This window comes from Persicobacter sp. CCB-QB2, assembly GCF_001274635.1.
GTDB classification, from domain to species: domain Bacteria; phylum Bacteroidota; class Bacteroidia; order Cytophagales; family Cyclobacteriaceae; genus Persicobacter; species Persicobacter diffluens.
In genome coordinates, this window is the sequence record NZ_LBGV01000001.1 from 1,983,438 (window position 1) to 2,001,043 (window position 17,606).

Here is a 17,606-nt window from a genome sequence, read left to right on the forward strand (position 1 = left end):
AACCTCAACCTATATTAATGGGCAGGACGCCCTCCTTACAATTTAATCATGACCGCTTTTTATATTCACTGGAACCCCAGCCTGGAGCTTTTCTCTGTGGCAGGTGTTCCCCTTCGTTATTATGGCTTTCTTTTTATGATCGGCGTTTTGCTGAGCATTTATGTTCTCTATCTTATATTCAAAAAAGAAAGCATCCCGGCAGGGCATCTGGAGAAACTTTTTTATGGCGGCATGTTCGGTGGCTTACTGGGCGCCCGATTGGGCCATTGCCTGATCTATGAACCTGGCTATTTCCTTTCACGGCCCTTAGAGATGCTTTTCCCCATCGCCATCTCCCCTGGCGGAGACATTACCTTTATCGGCTATCAGGGCCTGGCCAGTCACGGAGGAACCCTGAGCTTATTATTAGTGTTCCTTATATTTAGTCGTTGGGCAAAAATTCCTCTTTTAAAAACCCTGGACATGGTGGCGGTCGTTGGGCCACTGGGCGCCGGATTTATTCGATTGGGAAACCTGATGAACTCCGAAATTATTGGAAAAATCACCACTGCCCCCTGGGCCTTTATCTTTGAACAGGTGGATCAGCAACCCAGACATCCCGCGCAGCTTTATGAGGCCATTGCCTATTTGGGTATCTTTTGCTTAAATTTTTTCTTATATAAAAAACGTAATGCCATCACGCAGCCCGGGCTACTTTTTGGAACTTCCACTGCTTTGGTGTTCACTGCTCGTTTTGTTCTGGAATTTGTCAAGGAAAACCAAACTTCTGCCGAACAGGAAATGCTCTTCAATATGGGCCAGTGGCTCAGCATTCCATTTATTTTACTTGGGCTAGGGTTTATCCTTCGGGCGAATATCAAACAAAAAAATACTAGCCTGGCCTTATAAATTGTTAACCCGAATTATTCACCGCTAAATTAAGTAAACCAGCTTAGTCACTTATTTTCAATTCAATAGCGCTATGCTTACCGATTTGTTAATAACCCAAATTGAGGCAAACTTACTTGCTCCTCATATATATGTTTCCTTAGATAAAAATGAAATAAGAAAAATTCCTTCATCTTTCCCGCCTTGCAGCTAAACGAGGATTTAAGCTGAATAATCCGGCTAAAGCGGTTCGGATATTCAAATTCGCCCATCAAATGAGCAAAAAAGTAACCATCAGACCATTTTTCTGCTAAATAAAGTCAATTTCAATGATTTAACTCAAAGCAGGCGCACAAGGCGCTGAGCAGGCTTATTGGATTAAAAAAGGCTGAATTTCGGTTACCAAAACGGTCAAATAACACCTCGTAAGCCTGCATTCAAAGTGGAATATCCACAATACCATTAGGAATCGGCAAAAGTTCCTCTTACCTTTGTGTCAAGTTATACTCATTGTACAGTCTGCTATTCATCAGTAAGTTTGTCATTTGTGCCGCCGGAATTTCACGAATTTTACTCTCCGGCTCCGATAAGCAAAACCCTCATGCATCTGCCACTGTTTGTATTTAATCATAAAGGCAAGCGTTCCCTCCTATCAGGTTTTAATTCTTTTCTTTAACAATATACTTCCTCCCGGAAGCCTTGATTATGACGACACCCTCCCAAGGAGGCATTATTAACATGAAAAGAGCGTATGGCAAGGTCACAGAATAGTTTTATCAAAAAACAGAAAGCGGAAAAGAAGCGGAAAAAAAAGGCTGAAAAATTCGAGAAACGCCTGGATCGTAAATCTCAGGATAGCAGCGGAAAGCTGGAAGATATGATGGCCTATGTAGACGAATTTGGTAATATTACTACTGTCCCTCCAGAAGAACGAGAAAATAAAGCTGAGAAAAAGAAAGATCAGCAACAATAATATATTTTAATAATTAATACAATGAGTACAGGTACCGTAAAATTCTTTAACGACGAAAAAGGTTTTGGTTTCATCAAAGATGATGCAACTAATCAAGATATTTTTGTTCACAAAACAGGTCTACAGGACGATATCCGCGAAAATGACAAAGTGGAATATGACGTAGAGCGTGGACCAAAAGGATTGAATGCCGTGAACGTACGTCGCGTATAATCACAGGATCAAATCCTTTTTTCTTAAAGTCGTTTCGAAAGATTCGGCTTTTTTTATGCCCTGAAATTTCATCCACTCAATGAGAAATCGTCATTTGCGGCTCATTCTAAATCCTAAAGATTCCTAAACCGAATTATTCACCGCAAGCATTAGTAGATTGCCCTAAAGAATTTCATATCAGGTCGCAAACTGATTTTACTGCTGTCCTAATTGCCCAAATTGGGGTTGGCTTGCTTCCTTCTCCCTCGAAAAAACGCCAAATAAGGCACTAGCCCTTAACTCCCCTCCTGTGGCTGGAGGAGGGTTTGTGCATGCATCATTTAGTTTATATGCCCCCATTTGAAAAACGACTTATACGGAGGAATAAATTTTGATATTAAAATATACCGACATATTTTGCCACGCTAACCTTAACCTTAACACCTTATGATGAAAATATTGAAAGTTTTGGGAGCCCTCCTTTTACTATTTCTGTTCACCTCTATTGGCTTTGGCCTATACCTATACCATAGTAATCCCAGGATAAAGGCCATTGTAGATAATGATGAATCCGTATTGTATTATTTTCCTACCAAAGAGCTGGCCGATCTATCCGATTTTGACTATCAGGAAGTGGAGCTCATCGAGCAGGACTCCCTCTCGCTATATCATTACTTTTTCAAACAAAAGACAGACAGTCTGATTGGGAATATATTCTTTGTTCATGGAGCAGGGGGAAATGCCAGCAGATATGCGTCCAAAATAGAACCCCTGCTTCAGGCGGGATTCAATGTCTACATTCCAGACTGGCGAGGCTATGGAAAATCCATGGGCAAACCCAACTACAAAAATGTATTGAGTGATAGCCAGCATGCCTTCGAAGATTTCCTTCTCAAAACTAAGGAGGATAGTGTAAAAACGATTATGATGGGACTTTCCCTTGGCGGGCAGGTCGCTATTAAGCTGGCCCTTGACAATCAGGAGCAGGTGGATGCGCTGGTGACAGATGGCAGTATCCCTTCGGCCCAACAACTGGCCATTGATTATGCCCCTGTAGATTTCCTTAAAAAACAGGCCATCGCACATCCGGAAAATTTCAATCAGGAATATGTCGCTGTACGTGATATTGCTAAAATCCAAAATCTCCCAAAACTCATTATCCATAGTAAGAAGGACCGGGAGGTAAAGGCGGAGCATGGAAAAACTTTGTTTGCCAATGCCCGTGCTCCGAAAACTTTTTGGGAAACCGATACGGAGCATATCCAAACCCTGGTTGCACTACCGGAAGAAACGGTCAATAAAATTAAAGCATTGATCGCTGATTGATATGATCCGACGACTTATTGGCCACCCAAAAAAACCGCTTCTTTCCTGCCGGCTCAGGGAGGAAACGGTTTTTTAAACGTTTTCGGGCAAATTCATCTAAATCACACACCACTAGATTAAGTAGCTCGCCCACAGCCCTTTATTCCTGCTGATGGAGATTGATTATGCTCATTTTCTAATCGCCCAAATTTGGGCAGACTTGTCTTTGCCTCATTCACCTGCTACCTTGAAAAAAAGGAAAAACTCCGTCATTTTTCCGTATTGCCGTTAATCGGGATAAAAGCATGAATAATACGGATTGAGGGGACCCATAAAAGATTTATGGATTAGTTAAAAGAATTTCCATCTGCCTCTGTCGCTTGTTTTTCCTTCAGCATCGAAAGGGTAAAACCTCCCAAAAGCAAAATAATCAAAACCATAACGCCCCAAAACCAGTAGTCTGACAGCCCATTTGATTTTTCATCAGGGGATTGGGAAGTCAATTTTTCTTCCTCCCCTAAATTCAGCGCGATGACTTCTTTAGGAATATTAGCGGAAAAGCGATGAATATCGTATCGTGGAAATATGGCCTTTTTATTTCCATAATAAAGGAAATAATCTGCCTCTTCAATAAATCGAGCCAGAAGAATATATGCTGGTCCTTCTAAGGAAACTTGACCAATTGAAAGCGGGGCATTGTCCTCATTTTCGATATGGATTTTAACTTTTTTCGCCCGCACCGATTCAAAATCGAATTCATTTTTCCGAACAGAAGTCAACACCCCATTATAAACAGGCCTAAAATTCCATCGCCATCCCTTAGCGGTCTTAAAACTATCGCTGGCACACATTACCACAAACTTTCGGTAGTAATCATATTCAGAATGGACAGGAATTTCCAGCTTACTTACAGGCAATTCCCCTGCTAAATTCAATCGGATTACCGTCCTTTTCCACTCCGTTTCTACCTCTTGCGTTAAAAAAGAGTATTTTCTATAAGTTCCCGGGTCAAATTTCGCTTGCCATAATCTGGCTTTTTGAAATAATGGATCTGTAGCGCTCTTAATGGCTACTCGATAGTAAGTAAATTCAGATTCCGGAAAATTTAACCGGGAAAATTTAAAATCAGCAGCATCATTATGAAGAGATAAAATCCTATAATCAGCAAGTATTTCAAACCATTCTTGCTGATCGTAGCTACCAGCCAATTGTATTTTCCAATCAAAATTTTGCTGACCAAAATCGAGTTCAATCCTATTAAGACTTCTCCCTTCATTTAACTTAAAGGTATAAAAATAAATACCCTCCTTTTTAACCTGATTGATCAGCTTAAAGTCCACCATCAACTTACGACTTTGCCCCTCCAGCTTCTTTAAAATATAGGGTACCTCCAGCGTGTCTGCCAATGTCCTGCCCAGAATACGAAGATCAGAAAGGTCCCCATTGAGCTGGGAAAACATCTCATTGGGGATGGATATCTTATGCCAAACATCTTTTACCTCTGATAATGGCCGTCGATAAGCATACTCATTATCTGCCTGAGCCTCCGTTATTATTGGACTACCTATTAATAAAAGTAACCATAAAAGCTTATTCATTACCTATCAGGTTTTTATACTTATTATAGAGGAAAGATATCACCAAAAGTAATAGTCCGAGTGCCACCAGAGTGATGGTTTTGGAAATAGTGCTTAAATGGGCGATATCATAAAAGAATAATTTCAATAAAGTGCCTCCGAAAAGCACCATGGCGGCCCATCTCAAGTGTTGCTTCTTTTTCCAAATGCCCAATGCAATCAGCATTAATGAATAAGACCCCCAAAGTATGCTCAGCCCTAATTTCATGGCAGAGTCATCATTTTCAATCCACAATAATAACTCACTACTCAATACCCAAATCAGGGTAATATACAATAACAGGTCATAAGGAATACGAAGCATTTCTGCCCAATCACTTTGCTGTTTTTGTAAATAAAGCATATACATTCCGAAGGCCAATATCAGATAACTTAAATAACGGATGCCCAAATAATAGAAGTTCACCGCATAGTTACTATCAACATCAGGGAATCTCCAGGCCTCCGCCAAAGCAGACAACTCCTCCGTACCTGCCAAAATAAACAGACTCACAAAAAGAAATTGAAATATCAGGTTAACCTTTTCCAAGGACTTGTTTTTCAACTTCCACAGATTCAAACCGATAAGCACCGAGGGAAAGACAACCGAATAGTTGATCAGCCAGACCTCCCTGAACTTCAATTGATAAGTATCAAACACCGTCACCAAATCTCCCGTTTCCCGATCCGGTATTTTTAGCATGGAGTTAGAGTATTTTTGCACCCAATAATTGTTGACCTCCAGAAAGAAGGTGCCATACAAAACGAATAGAAAAATTGCAGGAATCGCTGGCAGCCACCACTTGTTCCAAAATTCAGAAAGCTCGACGGGTTGCCTGCTCGTCTGATAAACATAGGTCATCCAACCAAAGGCCAGTGTAAATAACAGACTATTTAAAAATGCGGTATTGAATAAAAAAGGCACTGATTTCACCTGATCAAAAAGAGATAATGACGGGTAGTCATTCCCCCAATCATGCAGCAAACTAATTACGGCCAAAATAATCAAGGGAAAGGCTAATTTCGCATAAATCTCCACTGATTTAGTCCTCCCAATCCAAAACAGCAAAGCCGCTTCCCCTGACCATAAAAGGGTTACCCAATGCCCGTCCAGCTGAACAGGTATTGCAATAGTGATAAAAACCAACACCAAACCAGCTATGAGGTAAAATAGGTTACTGTCTGATAATTTTCGTTTATAAACACCATAACCTACACAAAAATGTAGCAGGGCATTGAGGAGGGTAAACAAACCAAGGAAATCCTCCCCAATCGCATGTCCGGCTAAAATGTAATACCCAAAACTATAATAAAGGAAAGCATTCCCCAGAATTAAATATAAGTCAGCTCTGCCAAATTTTTCTTTTTGCAATAGCTTGTAGGAAATGCTGGTCAAATAAAACAGGGAAAAGAAAATCGTTAAAAAGACTAAAGCGGTGACAAAATACTCATTTGCTCTATAGCCAGAAAACATCCAAAAAGAATAGATTAGCCAGCTAAAGGAAAAGGCCGAATAATATAATGCTTTCCAATATTTTTTTACAGCCAGCACTAAAATCCCCATATTGATTAAACTAATATAGCCCAGAAAGACATTCGCATTTCCGGCTTTGTTACCCAATAAAAAAGGAACCGCATAAGCACCCACCATTCCCAATAGTGCGATAATTTGCTGATTAAAAACTAAGGCCGCAAAGACTGTAAATCCGGTAAAAACCACCATCAGGAAAAAAGCGAAACCGAGTGGCATTAAGTCATAGAAACTGTGAGCGATATAAGAAATGAAATAAAAAATAGCCATTCCCCCACTTAGCAAGACGGCACTGTAGTTTTCGTATTTCGGTTTTAATTTAAACGAAAAACCCAACAAGCCAATCCCCATTAAATACCCCATAATAATTCGGGCCAATGGGCTAATCAAATCATGATCAATGGCATATTTCGCCCCAATCCCCACTCCCAGAACCAAAATAAAAATCCCGATCTTATTGATCAGATTTTCGCCGATGAACTTCTCCCAATTAAAGGAAAAGGCTTCGGCGGTCTTTTTAGCCAGCTTTGGGGAGGATGGCGCTTCGGCTTGTTTTGGAGAGAAAGCGGGCCCTGACTTGGGTTGTTCTATAATCTCTAGCACCGCTTCAGCTGCAGGAGAAACTTTTTGCTCAGATTCTAGAGCGCTTGAGGAAGACTCCATCTTTTGTGCCTGCTGCTCCAATAATTCCCGCTTGATCGCCATCAGCTCTCTTTGCTGCGCCTGGTACTGAGCCTGCAAACGATCCAGCCTCATTAATAAAGATTGATATTGATCCTGACCTTCTGCCATAAGTAGGTTGCCTTTTGAAAAATACTGTAGCATACGAATTTTATTGCTACAACAAAGCTTTCAATTTATGGAAGGCATATGGAGAAAACAAACTATAGAAATGATATTCAGTATGATATTAAATTAAAAGTAGCTATAAAAACACAAAAATATCATCAGCAACCTCTCTTTGGGATTAGCATTAAGCCTGAATTTTGTATGCTAGAATCCCTGTTTGGCTGCTAGGCGGGGAAGAGGAAGGAGTAGTTTCCTATTTCGAGTTTTTTCCAACGAAACAGAGGAATGAGGAGAAAGCAAGCTTGCCCAAATTTGGGCTATTATAACTCAAAGAAAACAAGTTTCAAAGAACTGAAAATAAACCTCTTCCGATTGGTTTATAAATATAGCGGTGAATATTTCGGATTAAGTAGCACAAAAGATAGCCTTTCAAAATAAAGCACTAAATCAGCAAGCCGGAGTTTGTCATGCACTTCTGCTGCTAACTTTTGCTATTCATCCGCCTCAAGATCAATCCTGTTTGCAGACCATTCCTTTAATAGTTTTTCGACTTGAACTCTTTCATTTTCCGGGATATTTACATTTCTTCTACGACACCATCTTAGTTGGATAGAAAGTTGTAAAGGCCCGCCGAACCAGTATTTTTTTAATTGCATCGTTCTTATTTCCCTTCGGTGAATTCGATGTTTAGAGGAGGTAAAACTCCAGGCAGTAACCAATAAAAAATGAATCAGAAACACCCCAAAATAGAAGTTTAAACCGGCAGCTTCAGACTCATAGAAAATCCTGCCAATGATGACAAACAGCCAAAGTACAAATATCGTCAGAAAAACCCTCCGTTGAGTAACTTTACCATCTGAAATACAAATCAGGTCTTTCTCAAAAATGATTTTCCCCTTTTGCAATGGAATTTCTTTCGCCACCTTATCTGTATTATAAATTCAAATTTTTATAAATATAATTATTTCAAACAAGGAAATAAGTGATCTTCCGGAATCCTGTCCACCAGCAAACAAGAATATCCTGCAGCGGTCATTCATGGAAGGATAAATTCCCGGCCGCTTTCCACATTAGAAGTAGTGGAATTTTATTGAAAGAAATTCCGCTTAAAGAAAAGGGGATTGAAAGAGAATCCTTAATTTCCCGCCTAATTTCAATTTTCATAACATTTCATAATGCCAAAACTCAAATCACAGCCTACCCTCAAGGACTTCCAACAATACATCACAGAGATGGAAATCGAAAGAGGATTTGATCAGCAATCTGCACGGGACAAATGCCTGTTAATGGGTGAAGAAGTCGGGGAACTATTTAAAGCGGTTCGCAAGGCGGAAGGATTGGCCATTGACCAACATTCCAAATTTGAAAATTTATCCGGGGAGCTGGCCGACATCTTCATTTATCTCTGCGCCATAGCCAACCGCTATGAAGTAAATCTGGAAGAGGCATTCCGACAGAAGGAAATCATCAACGAAAAAAGAGTTTGGAAGCAGGCAGAATAAGAGATTTCTGCCCTGTATAGATTCAGTTTCCAGCCTTTCATCAAAATATGGTTGGATTTTGAATCATGCGGCTTAAAAATTGTGTTAAATTTCCGCCAATTGCTTTTCAAAACAAAGGCTGTCCTCCACCATGGCATATGGCCCATAGTTGGGAATCCTTTGATATTGTTGCTTCTGATATAAACCAATCGCTTCCGGTTGCTGAATGCCGGTTTCCAGTACGCAACTTTGCATACCGAGCTCTTCGGCCCATTGCTCCAACTCCTTCAATATGGCGGAGGCCACTCCCTTTCCCCGGCACGCTTCCAGCGTAAACATGCGCTTGATTTCCATTTTCCCGGGACTAAAAAATTTCATGGCCCCACAACCCGCCGGCTTGCCCTCCAAAAACGCAACTACCACGCAAGGAATGGCATCCACCTTATTGAATTGCGCATAGAAAGCATTATCCTCTCCATTGCGAATGGCGAGATCCTGATCTAAATTTTGCACCAGCTGAAGAAAATCTTGGTGAGAGGAGTCGGTTCTAAGTAGGCTAAGCATGATGTTATTGATTTTTGCACCCTAAAAATAAAGATCTTGCCTAAAAAATGAGGCTAAAAAGGAGCATTATTTTACTGATGGGCGAGGGTGGGTTTTCACTGCACCCCCGGCCAGGGATGAAGGCAGCGGCGAAGCCGGTTGTTGGAGCTCCTTTTGGGGGAAGCAATCCGTTGATGAATCTCAATCTTCCCCCAAAAGAGCGACTGCCGACAGCCCGGTCAGGCGTTAGCCTGGGGCCGCCCAAAAATAAAAAACACCCTGTTTTTCATGATTACCATTGAAGAAAAGCTTGAGCCGGAATATTCACCATTAGCCTTAAAAATTCGCTTTAAGGAGCTAGACTTCAGCTTATTTTGGTCGATTTAGAGGTGACTGAATGACCCAAATTCGGGTGAACTTGCGTTCTCCTCCTTCGTCTGCCTGATTGAGAAAAATGGCAATAGGAAAACGCCGTCCTTTTTCCGAATGGCAGCTAAATGAGGATTTAAATATGAATATCCAGCTGATGGGCCGTTGCCCTTCGCCTCATAAGTGAGCCGCGTCAGCCCGATTGAGGGCAACCCCCAGGAGAAAAGTCACCTATAGCCCATCCACTGAAAACCCCTTGGGATATTCCACTTCGAAGCCTAATTGAATGGTTTTTTTGGCTCCGGGAGCAAGCTCAAATTCCCATTTCAATTTCCCTGAAAACGCATCATGCACCGCTCCGCTTAATTCGGTGGGCTTCACCACAATTTTACCATTCTGACTCACGGGCAGTTGATCTTCGACGGCTACTTTTGCGGTGTTTTGACCATTATTCCGAACCTCAATTTGATAAAGCCGGCTTTCCCGAACTTTGCCTCCCAATACCCTTTTGCTTTTGTTTTGCTTCAGTTCTTTACGGCTACATTGAATTTGCGGACTAACCCCAAGGGAGATGACGAGCGTATCCGAAACAGCAGGATCAATATAGCCCTGCCCCACATAACGGCCACCAAAATAATTCTGCGAGGGACCTTTTAACAAGGGATGATCTCCCCAATCAAAGAGGGTGGCGATCAGAAAAGCACTGGTATTTTCCTTTGGCACGACCTTGAATTGATAATCCGCCGTAAGTTCATATTGCGCCAACTCTACATAGCCATTCATTTTTTCAGATAGAATGGTGGTAGGTTTCTCAATGGAAAAATCGGTCTGGATCACGTTCGTAGTCGTTTTGGTGTATTGATGCATGGCGGGTGCTTTAGCCTTTACCTCAAAATCCTCATCCACCGCTTCTTCTTCATAGTCCAAGTCAATATCCAATTCCATCATTTGGGTAGCAGCCCCACGCACCATGATTTTCGAAGGCTGGTTTTCCCGCAGATACCAAGGGTTTAGTGTCGCCAACTGCTGATTACTGTTGGCATTCCCGGTTACTAAGGTAAGAGGTACCTGTTTCCAATCGGCTCCGGTACTCTGATAAATCTCTGCCTTGTGCACCAGCTGAACGGGACTTTGAATATCTTTTATCCTAATGTCATACTGTGTTTCCCATCCTGTCGCAGAGACCCGGTAATTGAGGTCGAAAGTCGCTTTGACTGCTTGAAAAGCTTCCAGGTTGACGATTACCGCCCCGCTTGTAATATAATAACTTCCCTTGTTATTTCTTCTCAAAAAATCCTGAAAAACTGCTTTTGCCTGCTGTTGTGCTTGTCGCGTCTTATTGATTGCCCGAAACAAGTCGGCGTCCTTTTGAGCATAATATTGTAATAGTTGCTTGATTTCCTCTGTAGAACGATGTTCATTTCCGGCTTGCTGACTGTTTTGCTTAAGGATCTCTTGTTGCTTTTTTAGGGATTCCAGCTCAAACTCCAGCTCCTCCCTCTGATCCTGTAGCAGGAATAGAGAATCAGTATAATTTTGTTGTTGCAGTCGGATTTTGTCGGTCTTATAATCGTAGTCAAACCGGACCCCTTTGATCAATACCTGCCCACTGGAAGCTAGCTGAATACTCGCTTCCTCCACTCCCTGACTGATGCCCGTAAAAATAATTTCATGCTCTCCCTTACTCAAACTTTTGATGGCCTTTCGATGAATGGTAGCACCGGACTCAAACAAGTCTACTTTGGAGATTTTGGAGGAAATTTCCTGTGCAAGGAGGGGGGTCGATAAAAACAGGAATAATAAGAGGTTGCTTAGATACTTCATCGCTTTGGAGTTTAGGAATGAAATATACCGACCTGCCTACTCCCGTCATCAGCCCTCACCAAATGGTCAGTATACTTAGAAAAATCACAAAAATTATTCCAAAACAAAAAATACGCCTGAGGTTGGGGAATAGGTGAGCTTTTTGAGGCAACCTTACAAAACTCTATTGCTCTACCCATTTACTATCTCCGCACAAAAAATTGGTCGAAATGAAATAGGCAAAAACATATGTCACCATCACCAGAGGACAATACAGATAGATCAAATTCCGATCATGAAAACTAAATAACCCTACATCATCATTCAGAATTGAGGGCAAAACTAGATTTAAGCTACCATAAACAATTGAAAGATAAAGCATCGAAGGCCACAATAGCTTAAGCCTAAATATCCAGTGATTGACAATAAAGACAAACATTGGAAAACCAACAATCATGACCAGTAGATCAAATATTAAAAAGCCGAAATAATCTTCTTCGATCATTGAAAAATATTGTGGCCAATTCCTTACCACAATTAAACTAATAAGCATTAGGAGCAAAATCGCTAGATGCACCATAACTATTCTATACTTTTTCTTGGCTTTAATGATCATTGCTAATAACTATTTATACCTCACCAGAGACTCTTAGAGTATAATGTGATTTTAAAAAAAAGGAATTTGGCCTTAACTCCCTATCAAAGAAAAATCCAATGGAATCACTACTACATTGGATTACATTTCTTGGGGTAGCACGGAGAATTAGAAAAGCCCCAAACGCATAGTTGATGGCCAACTCCAAGCTATCGCAACATTATTCGCAACATTTCATTTCCCCCTTTCTGAAACTCGTAGGTCACTTGCTCTATACTCAGGACATAATCCTTTTCCAAGGCCTTCAAAATCCCGGGTAGAACCTCTGAAGGTTGTCCGGACAGATTTAATAAAGGAAAAATTCTGACTTCTTCACACACTCTCAGCATTTCGTAAATGGCTTGCAGATGGAAGGACAGCCCAAGCTCTGCATATAGCAATAAAAAATGAGAGCTCAGCCCAAGCTCAAAAGAAAGATCATCAAAGGGCATTGGTTGAGGCAGGGCATGAAAAATATATCGATTTTGATTTTTACCCATTTCAAAATCATCCAAAAAAGCCTGCATAGCCTCCATCCTGCATTTCTCCAGAGCATCCGCATCTTTAAAAACCGACCAATCGAATTGCTGCTCATTCTGGCGAATTTGCGACATCACGATCTCTTTGGTCTCCAGTATACGATTCTCGATATCATTTTTGGAAAACTGGTATATTGGATCTATTGAAACTACCGCATTTCCCAGGGCCGTCATTTCCTGATTAAAACTGGCAGGACCGTCTCCAAAACTGATGATTTTTCGTTTGAAATCCTTAGGTGATAAAGCAAACATGGATTGATATTCGCCCATTGTCCTACCCCATGGGACTACATTTTCTAATTCAAAAGCCATAAACCGTTATTTAAAATACTTCCACAAAATATACCCAACAGTAAATCGCTCTTTTTGTGGAAATCACCTCCAAATAACTTTTACAAAAAACCAATTCCAAGCAGAATCAGACAATTATAATTTTCATAACAAAATAAAAAAACACCGACCTTACAGCCGGTGTTTTTGCATTATCTTAAAACGACCAAAGGCCGCCAAACTTAATCATCCAATTTCAAGACGGCCATAAAGGCTTCTTGTGGGATTTCCACATTACCTACCTGACGCATACGCTTTTTACCTTTCTTCTGCTTCTCCAAAAGTTTACGCTTACGGGAAATATCACCACCGTAACATTTCGCAATTACGTTTTTACGCAAGGCTTTTACTGTTTCACGAGCGATAATCTTGGTACCAATTGCGGCCTGAATGGCCACCTCGAATTGCTGACGCGGTAATAACTCACGTAACTTTTCACACAGTCGCTTACCCCACTCATAGGCTTTGTCACGGTGAACTACAGCAGAAAGCGCATCCACTCCTTCGCCATTCAACATGATGTCCAGCTTCACCAATTTAGACTTACGGAATCCGATCAATTCGTAATCCAATGAAGCATAACCTTTGGAGATGGTTTTCAACTTATCGAAGAAATCAAATACGATCTCGGCCAATGGAATTTCAAAGATCAATTCCACCCGATCCGTCGTCAGATAAGTTTGCGACAACAAGGTACCGCGCTTATCCATACACAAACCGATCACCGGACCGATAAACTCCGCCTTGGTAATGATCTGTGCCTTGATAAATGGCTCCTCCATAGTGTCAATAAAGTTCGGCTCCGGCATTTCAGAAGGCGCATTGATCGCCACCGTCTGACCATCAGTCGTGGTGCAACGGAACTGTACGGAAGGAACCGTCGTAATCACCGTCATGTCGAACTCACGCTCCAAACGCTCCTGCACGATCTCCAGGTGCAACATGCCTAGGAATCCACAACGAAATCCAAAACCCAGGGCAGCAGAAGTCTCCGGTTCCCAAACTAAGGAAGCATCATTCAGCTGCAATTTCTCCATAGAGGATCGTAGCTCCTCAAACTCCGTAGTATCCACCGGATAAATACCGGCAAAGACCATCGGTTTTACATCCTCAAAACCTTTTACGATTTCGGTGGTCGGGTTTTCCACATGCGTGATCGTATCCCCCACTTTTACCTCGCGGGCATCTTTAATACCAGAGATCAGGTAACCTACATCTCCTACCCCAATTTCTTTCTGAGGATCCTGCTCCAGGCGCAATATTCCGATTTCATCAGCATTATATTGGCGTCCGGTGGCACAGAATTTTACTTTATCTCCCTTGCGGATCATACCGTCATACACCCGGAAGATTACCTCCACCCCACGGAATGGGTTAAACTGCGAATCAAAAATCATCGCACGTAAAGGTTTCTTCGGATCTCCGCTTGGGGCAGGAATACGATCCACAATCGCTTCCAAAATCTCCGGAACCCCTTGTCCGGTTTTACCTGATGCCGTCAGGATCTCATCATAGTCTACTCCGCAAAGCTCCACGACCTCATCTGAGACCGCCTCTGGATCCGCCGATGGCAAATCAATCTTATTCAGGATTGGAATGATTTTCAAATCATGCTCCATCGCTAAATAAAGGTTGGAGATGGTCTGCGCCTCAACTCCCTGAGAAGCGTCGACAATCAACAATGCACCTTCACAAGCCGCGATGGAACGGGAAACCTCGTAAGAGAAATCCACGTGGCCGGGAGTATCAATCAAATTCAGGGTGTATTTCTGTCCGTCTTTCTCATAGTCCATCTGGATGGCATGAGACTTAATCGTGATCCCGCGCTCGCGCTCAAGATCCATATCATCCAGCACCTGACTCTGCATTTCCCGATCGCCCACTGTGGAAGTTTCCTGCAGCAGTCGGTCCGCTAAAGTACTCTTACCGTGGTCGATATGCGCAATGATGCAAAAATTTCTAATATGATCCATTGAAGATTATTTGTTTCAATTATGGTGATATCCCGGGAATTATTCACAGCCCTAGGCATAAGTACGCAAATATACGAAAATTAAAGCGATTGGAAGCAAGCCGAAAAAAAATTGATGGGATTAGAAAACGATTGAAAAGGAAAAATTCCGGTTTTTTTTAAAGGGGGATTTTGGTGAATTACCATATGACGGGAACAAAAAGCCCTGCATAAAGCGTTTTCCTCAAAAAAGCAGTATGGAAATAGGGAATATCACAAAACATGATCGTGGTCAGTTAAACAAACCACCCTCATTAGCTTCCACTATTCAATAAATGATCTAAATTTGTATTGAAAAAAAAAGAAATATAGGTTCGAGCGCCCCCTCAAGGCGCTTAGAAACTTACTATAACATCAAGGATTAGCTTTTTTTTAAGAAGTTGATCCCTCACCAATTCAAAACATAAATACATGAAAATTGCATTCTATTCTTACAAATCTTATGATAAAGAATGGTTTAATCGCTGTAACGAAGACTTTGGCTACGAATTCAAATATTTCCGTGTTCAGCTAGACGAGGAAACAGTGGATTACTCCAAAGGGTGTGATGCTGTTTGTGTTTTTGTAAATGACAAACTTAACCGCGAAATCATTGAAAAACTGGCAGCCAACGGCATCAAATTGATTGCCCTTCGATGTGCCGGTTTCAACAATGTAGATTTGGAAGCTGCTCAGGAATTTGGCATTGACGTTCGTCGTGTACCGGCTTACTCTCCGGAGGCGGTTGCCGAGCACGCTGTAGCTTTGATTCTGACTTTGAACCGCAAGATCCACCGTGCCTATAATCGTGTTCGTGACGGCAACTTCTCTTTGTCTCGCTTAACAGGCTTTAACCTGCATGGAAAGACTGTGGGCGTGGTAGGTACCGGTAAAATCGGGATGATCTTCGCCAATATCATGAAAGGATTTGGTTGTGAAATTGTGATGTATGACAAATTCCCGAACAAAAAATTCGAGAAAGATGGGATGCGTTATGTAGACCTGACGGAACTATTGCAAAAGTCGGACATTGTCTCGCTGCATACCCCACTGCTACCGGAAACTTCCCACATGATGAACCAGTATACTTTTGGTTTAATGAAGGAAGGTGCCATGTTGATTAACACTTCTCGTGGTGGACTGATCAATACACAGGCTGCTATTGACGCCCTGAAGACTGGTCAATTGGGATATTTAGCGATTGATGTATATGAGATGGAAGAAGGCTTGTTCTTCCACAATCACTCGGAGAAAATCATTACGGATGATACCATTTCCCGATTGTTGGCCTTCCCTAACGTATTGATCACTTCGCACCAGGCTTTCTTTACGGTAGAAGCCCTGAACCAAATCTCTCTGGTTACCTTGACGAACATTAAAGAACATCAGGAAGGTGTGATCAGCGCCAATCAGGTGAAAATCTAAGCCTAGTTTCGGGCTTACGGTCAAACAGACCATGAAAGTAAAAAATGATCTGGAGGCACTTCAGATCATTTTTTGTTTCTCCGCCTTCCAATTGTCTTCTCAAAAATTTGAAGCAGAATGATTAAAAGTCTTACCTATATCTTCGGATGCCTGTTATTGGGTGAAATCATCCAGACCTTCGGGCATCTTTCCATACCAGGCAGTATTATTGGTATGCTCTTGCTGACTGCAGCACTGCATTTTAAGATTTTATTGCTGGATGATGTAAAGCGATTCGCCACTATTTTGAATAAAAATATGGCCTTCCTATTCGTTCCTCCAGGGGTGGCACTGATTCAGTACATCTCCACCATTCAATCACAACTTCTGGCCATTGTGGGATCCTGTGTCCTGAGTACCATCATCGTACTCATCGTTGTGGCTTTCACCATGCAAAAATTAGACAAAACCAATGGATGAGTTATACGCCGTATTAAATACTAAAATCTTCAGCATCACCTTTACCTGTTTGGTGTATCTGCTTTCCCAAAAACTGTATGCCAGGAGCAGGAATTTCTTTTTATTCCACCCTGTATTATTAAGCATCGCCGTATTGATCGCCTATCTGAAAATCTCCGGGGTTTCCTATGAAACCTATAAAGAAGGCGGGGATTATATCAGCTTTTTTCTAGGGCCAGCCGTAGTGGCACTGGGGGTGCCTTTATACTTGCAAATTGAAGAAATCCGTGCTCAAAAAGGACCAATTCTAATTTCCCTGATTATCGGATGTATCATCGGGATATTATCCGGTGTTTTCTTCGCTTTCCTTTTTGGAGGCACCAAGGAAGTGATTTTCTCTATCGCTCCTAAGTCGGTGACCACCCCAATCGCAATGGGAATTTCAGGAAGTATTGGTGGCATTCCATCCCTTACCGCTATTATTGTGGTACTTGTAGGGATTTTCGGTGGGATTGTCGGAGTTCCGATTTTAAAAGCCTTAAAAATCACCAACCCTAAAGCCATGGGCCTAGGCATGGGTGCTTGTGCGCATGGCGTTGGCACTGCAGCAGTATCGGAAGAGGGGCAGGTGCATGCAGCTTATGGAGGACTGGCACTTGGGTTATGCGGCGTGATCACGGCCATTTTAACACCGCTTTTTATGAATGTGGTTTGGCCATTGATGGAAATGTGGAAATAGCAAAAAAATGCCCAATGGGTGAGATTCCAATCTTACCCATTG

15 protein-coding genes are annotated in these 17,606 nt (G+C 41.8%); 8 read left to right on the forward strand and 7 right to left on the reverse strand.

The window, feature by feature from the left end; translation table 11 throughout:
- Positions 1–48 precede the first annotated feature (48 nt).
- The 4 genes from lgt to NG22_RS08830 all read left to right on the forward strand — a co-directional run bounded on the left by lgt (position 49) and on the right by NG22_RS08830 (position 3,358).
- Entirely contained in the window at positions 49–888 is an 840-nt protein-coding gene (lgt, locus tag NG22_RS08815; protein WP_053405411.1) for a prolipoprotein diacylglyceryl transferase, read from the forward strand.
- Positions 889–1,618: 730 nt separating this feature from the next.
- Entirely contained in the window at positions 1,619–1,840 is a 222-nt protein-coding gene (locus NG22_RS08820) for a hypothetical protein (protein WP_053405412.1), read from the forward strand.
- A 21-nt stretch (positions 1,841–1,861) separates the two neighbouring features.
- Positions 1,862–2,053: a cold-shock protein gene (locus NG22_RS08825; RefSeq protein WP_053405413.1), complete on the forward strand. Its 192-nt coding sequence runs from the start codon at positions 1,862–1,864 to the stop codon at positions 2,051–2,053.
- A 426-nt stretch (positions 2,054–2,479) separates the two neighbouring features.
- Complete coding sequence (locus NG22_RS08830; RefSeq protein ID WP_053405414.1) at positions 2,480–3,358, forward strand: alpha/beta hydrolase; 879 nt, start codon at positions 2,480–2,482, stop codon at positions 3,356–3,358.
- Between the two features lie 326 nt (positions 3,359–3,684).
- Here the strand turns inward: NG22_RS08830 and NG22_RS08835 are convergent, their stop codons facing one another.
- The 3 genes from NG22_RS08835 to NG22_RS08845 form a co-directional block, all read right to left on the reverse strand.
- Entirely contained in the window at positions 3,685–4,935 is a 1,251-nt protein-coding gene (locus tag NG22_RS08835) for a DUF3999 family protein (protein WP_053405415.1), read from the reverse strand.
- Positions 4,928–7,309: a DUF2339 domain-containing protein gene (locus NG22_RS08840; RefSeq protein WP_253275664.1), complete on the reverse strand. Its 2,382-nt coding sequence runs from the start codon at positions 7,307–7,309 to the stop codon at positions 4,928–4,930. Before NG22_RS08840 ends, NG22_RS08835 begins: the two co-directional genes overlap by 8 nt.
- A 455-nt stretch (positions 7,310–7,764) precedes the next feature.
- On the reverse strand, positions 7,765–8,196 hold the full coding sequence (locus NG22_RS08845; protein ID WP_053405417.1) for a hypothetical protein: 432 nt from the start codon (positions 8,194–8,196) through the stop codon (positions 7,765–7,767).
- Between the two features lie 252 nt (positions 8,197–8,448).
- Between NG22_RS08845 and NG22_RS08850 the strand changes: the two genes are divergently transcribed.
- Positions 8,449–8,775: a MazG nucleotide pyrophosphohydrolase domain-containing protein gene (locus NG22_RS08850; RefSeq protein ID WP_053405418.1), complete on the forward strand. Its 327-nt coding sequence runs from the start codon at positions 8,449–8,451 to the stop codon at positions 8,773–8,775.
- An 84-nt stretch (positions 8,776–8,859) separates the two neighbouring features.
- On the opposite strand, the gene NG22_RS08855 is transcribed toward NG22_RS08850, so the two are convergent.
- The 4 genes from NG22_RS08855 to lepA all read right to left on the reverse strand — a co-directional run bounded on the left by NG22_RS08855 (position 8,860) and on the right by lepA (position 14,945).
- Entirely contained in the window at positions 8,860–9,318 is a 459-nt protein-coding gene (locus NG22_RS08855; protein ID WP_053405419.1) for a GNAT family N-acetyltransferase, read from the reverse strand.
- Between the two features lie 579 nt (positions 9,319–9,897).
- The gene (locus NG22_RS08865; protein ID WP_053405421.1) at positions 9,898–11,490 is read right to left on the reverse strand and encodes a DUF4139 domain-containing protein; all 1,593 of its coding nucleotides are present in this window, start codon (positions 11,488–11,490) and stop codon (positions 9,898–9,900) included.
- 783 nt (positions 11,491–12,273) lie between these two features.
- A complete protein-coding gene (locus tag NG22_RS08875; RefSeq protein ID WP_053405423.1) occupies positions 12,274–12,954 on the reverse strand; it encodes a hypothetical protein in 681 nt (226 codons plus the stop codon).
- Between the two features lie 200 nt (positions 12,955–13,154).
- Entirely contained in the window at positions 13,155–14,945 is a 1,791-nt protein-coding gene (gene lepA / locus NG22_RS08880; RefSeq protein ID WP_053405424.1) for a translation elongation factor 4, read from the reverse strand.
- A gap of 449 nt (positions 14,946–15,394) precedes the next feature.
- Here lepA and NG22_RS08885 point away from each other — a divergent pair, with 449 nt between their 5' ends.
- The 3 genes from NG22_RS08885 (at position 15,395) to NG22_RS08895 (ending at position 17,564) form a co-directional block, all read left to right on the forward strand.
- Positions 15,395–16,387: a 2-hydroxyacid dehydrogenase gene (locus tag NG22_RS08885; RefSeq protein WP_053405425.1), complete on the forward strand. Its 993-nt coding sequence runs from the start codon at positions 15,395–15,397 to the stop codon at positions 16,385–16,387.
- A gap of 117 nt (positions 16,388–16,504) precedes the next feature.
- Complete coding sequence (locus tag NG22_RS08890; RefSeq protein WP_053405426.1) at positions 16,505–16,846, forward strand: CidA/LrgA family protein; 342 nt, start codon at positions 16,505–16,507, stop codon at positions 16,844–16,846.
- A complete protein-coding gene (locus tag NG22_RS08895; protein ID WP_053405427.1) occupies positions 16,839–17,564 on the forward strand; it encodes an LrgB family protein in 726 nt (241 codons plus the stop codon). The genes NG22_RS08890 and NG22_RS08895 overlap by 8 nt, the downstream gene beginning before the upstream one ends.
- Positions 17,565–17,606 lie beyond the last annotated feature (42 nt).

Bases quoted from the DNA above. Each gene is read 5' to 3' on its own strand.
- lgt (WP_053405411.1), top strand. From the start codon at position 49: ATGACCGCTTTTTATATTCACTGGAACCCCAGCCTGGAGCTTTTCTCT.
- NG22_RS08820 (WP_053405412.1), top strand. From the start codon at position 1,619: ATGGCAAGGTCACAGAATAGTTTTATCAAAAAACAGAAAGCGGAAAAG.
- NG22_RS08825 (WP_053405413.1), top strand. From the start codon at position 1,862: ATGAGTACAGGTACCGTAAAATTCTTTAACGACGAAAAAGGTTTTGGT.
- NG22_RS08830 (WP_053405414.1), top strand. From the start codon at position 2,480: ATGATGAAAATATTGAAAGTTTTGGGAGCCCTCCTTTTACTATTTCTG.
- NG22_RS08835 (WP_053405415.1), bottom strand. From the start codon at position 4,935: ATGAATAAGCTTTTATGGTTACTTTTATTAATAGGTAGTCCAATAATA.
- NG22_RS08840 (WP_253275664.1), bottom strand. From the start codon at position 7,309: ATGCTACAGTATTTTTCAAAAGGCAACCTACTTATGGCAGAAGGTCAG.
- NG22_RS08850 (WP_053405418.1), top strand. From the start codon at position 8,449: ATGCCAAAACTCAAATCACAGCCTACCCTCAAGGACTTCCAACAATAC.
- NG22_RS08855 (WP_053405419.1), bottom strand. From the start codon at position 9,318: ATGCTTAGCCTACTTAGAACCGACTCCTCTCACCAAGATTTTCTTCAG.
- NG22_RS08865 (WP_053405421.1), bottom strand. From the start codon at position 11,490: ATGAAGTATCTAAGCAACCTCTTATTATTCCTGTTTTTATCGACCCCC.
- NG22_RS08875 (WP_053405423.1), bottom strand. From the start codon at position 12,954: ATGGCTTTTGAATTAGAAAATGTAGTCCCATGGGGTAGGACAATGGGC.
- lepA (WP_053405424.1), bottom strand. From the start codon at position 14,945: ATGGATCATATTAGAAATTTTTGCATCATTGCGCATATCGACCACGGT.
- NG22_RS08885 (WP_053405425.1), top strand. From the start codon at position 15,395: ATGAAAATTGCATTCTATTCTTACAAATCTTATGATAAAGAATGGTTT.
- NG22_RS08890 (WP_053405426.1), top strand. From the start codon at position 16,505: ATGATTAAAAGTCTTACCTATATCTTCGGATGCCTGTTATTGGGTGAA.
- NG22_RS08895 (WP_053405427.1), top strand. From the start codon at position 16,839: ATGGATGAGTTATACGCCGTATTAAATACTAAAATCTTCAGCATCACC.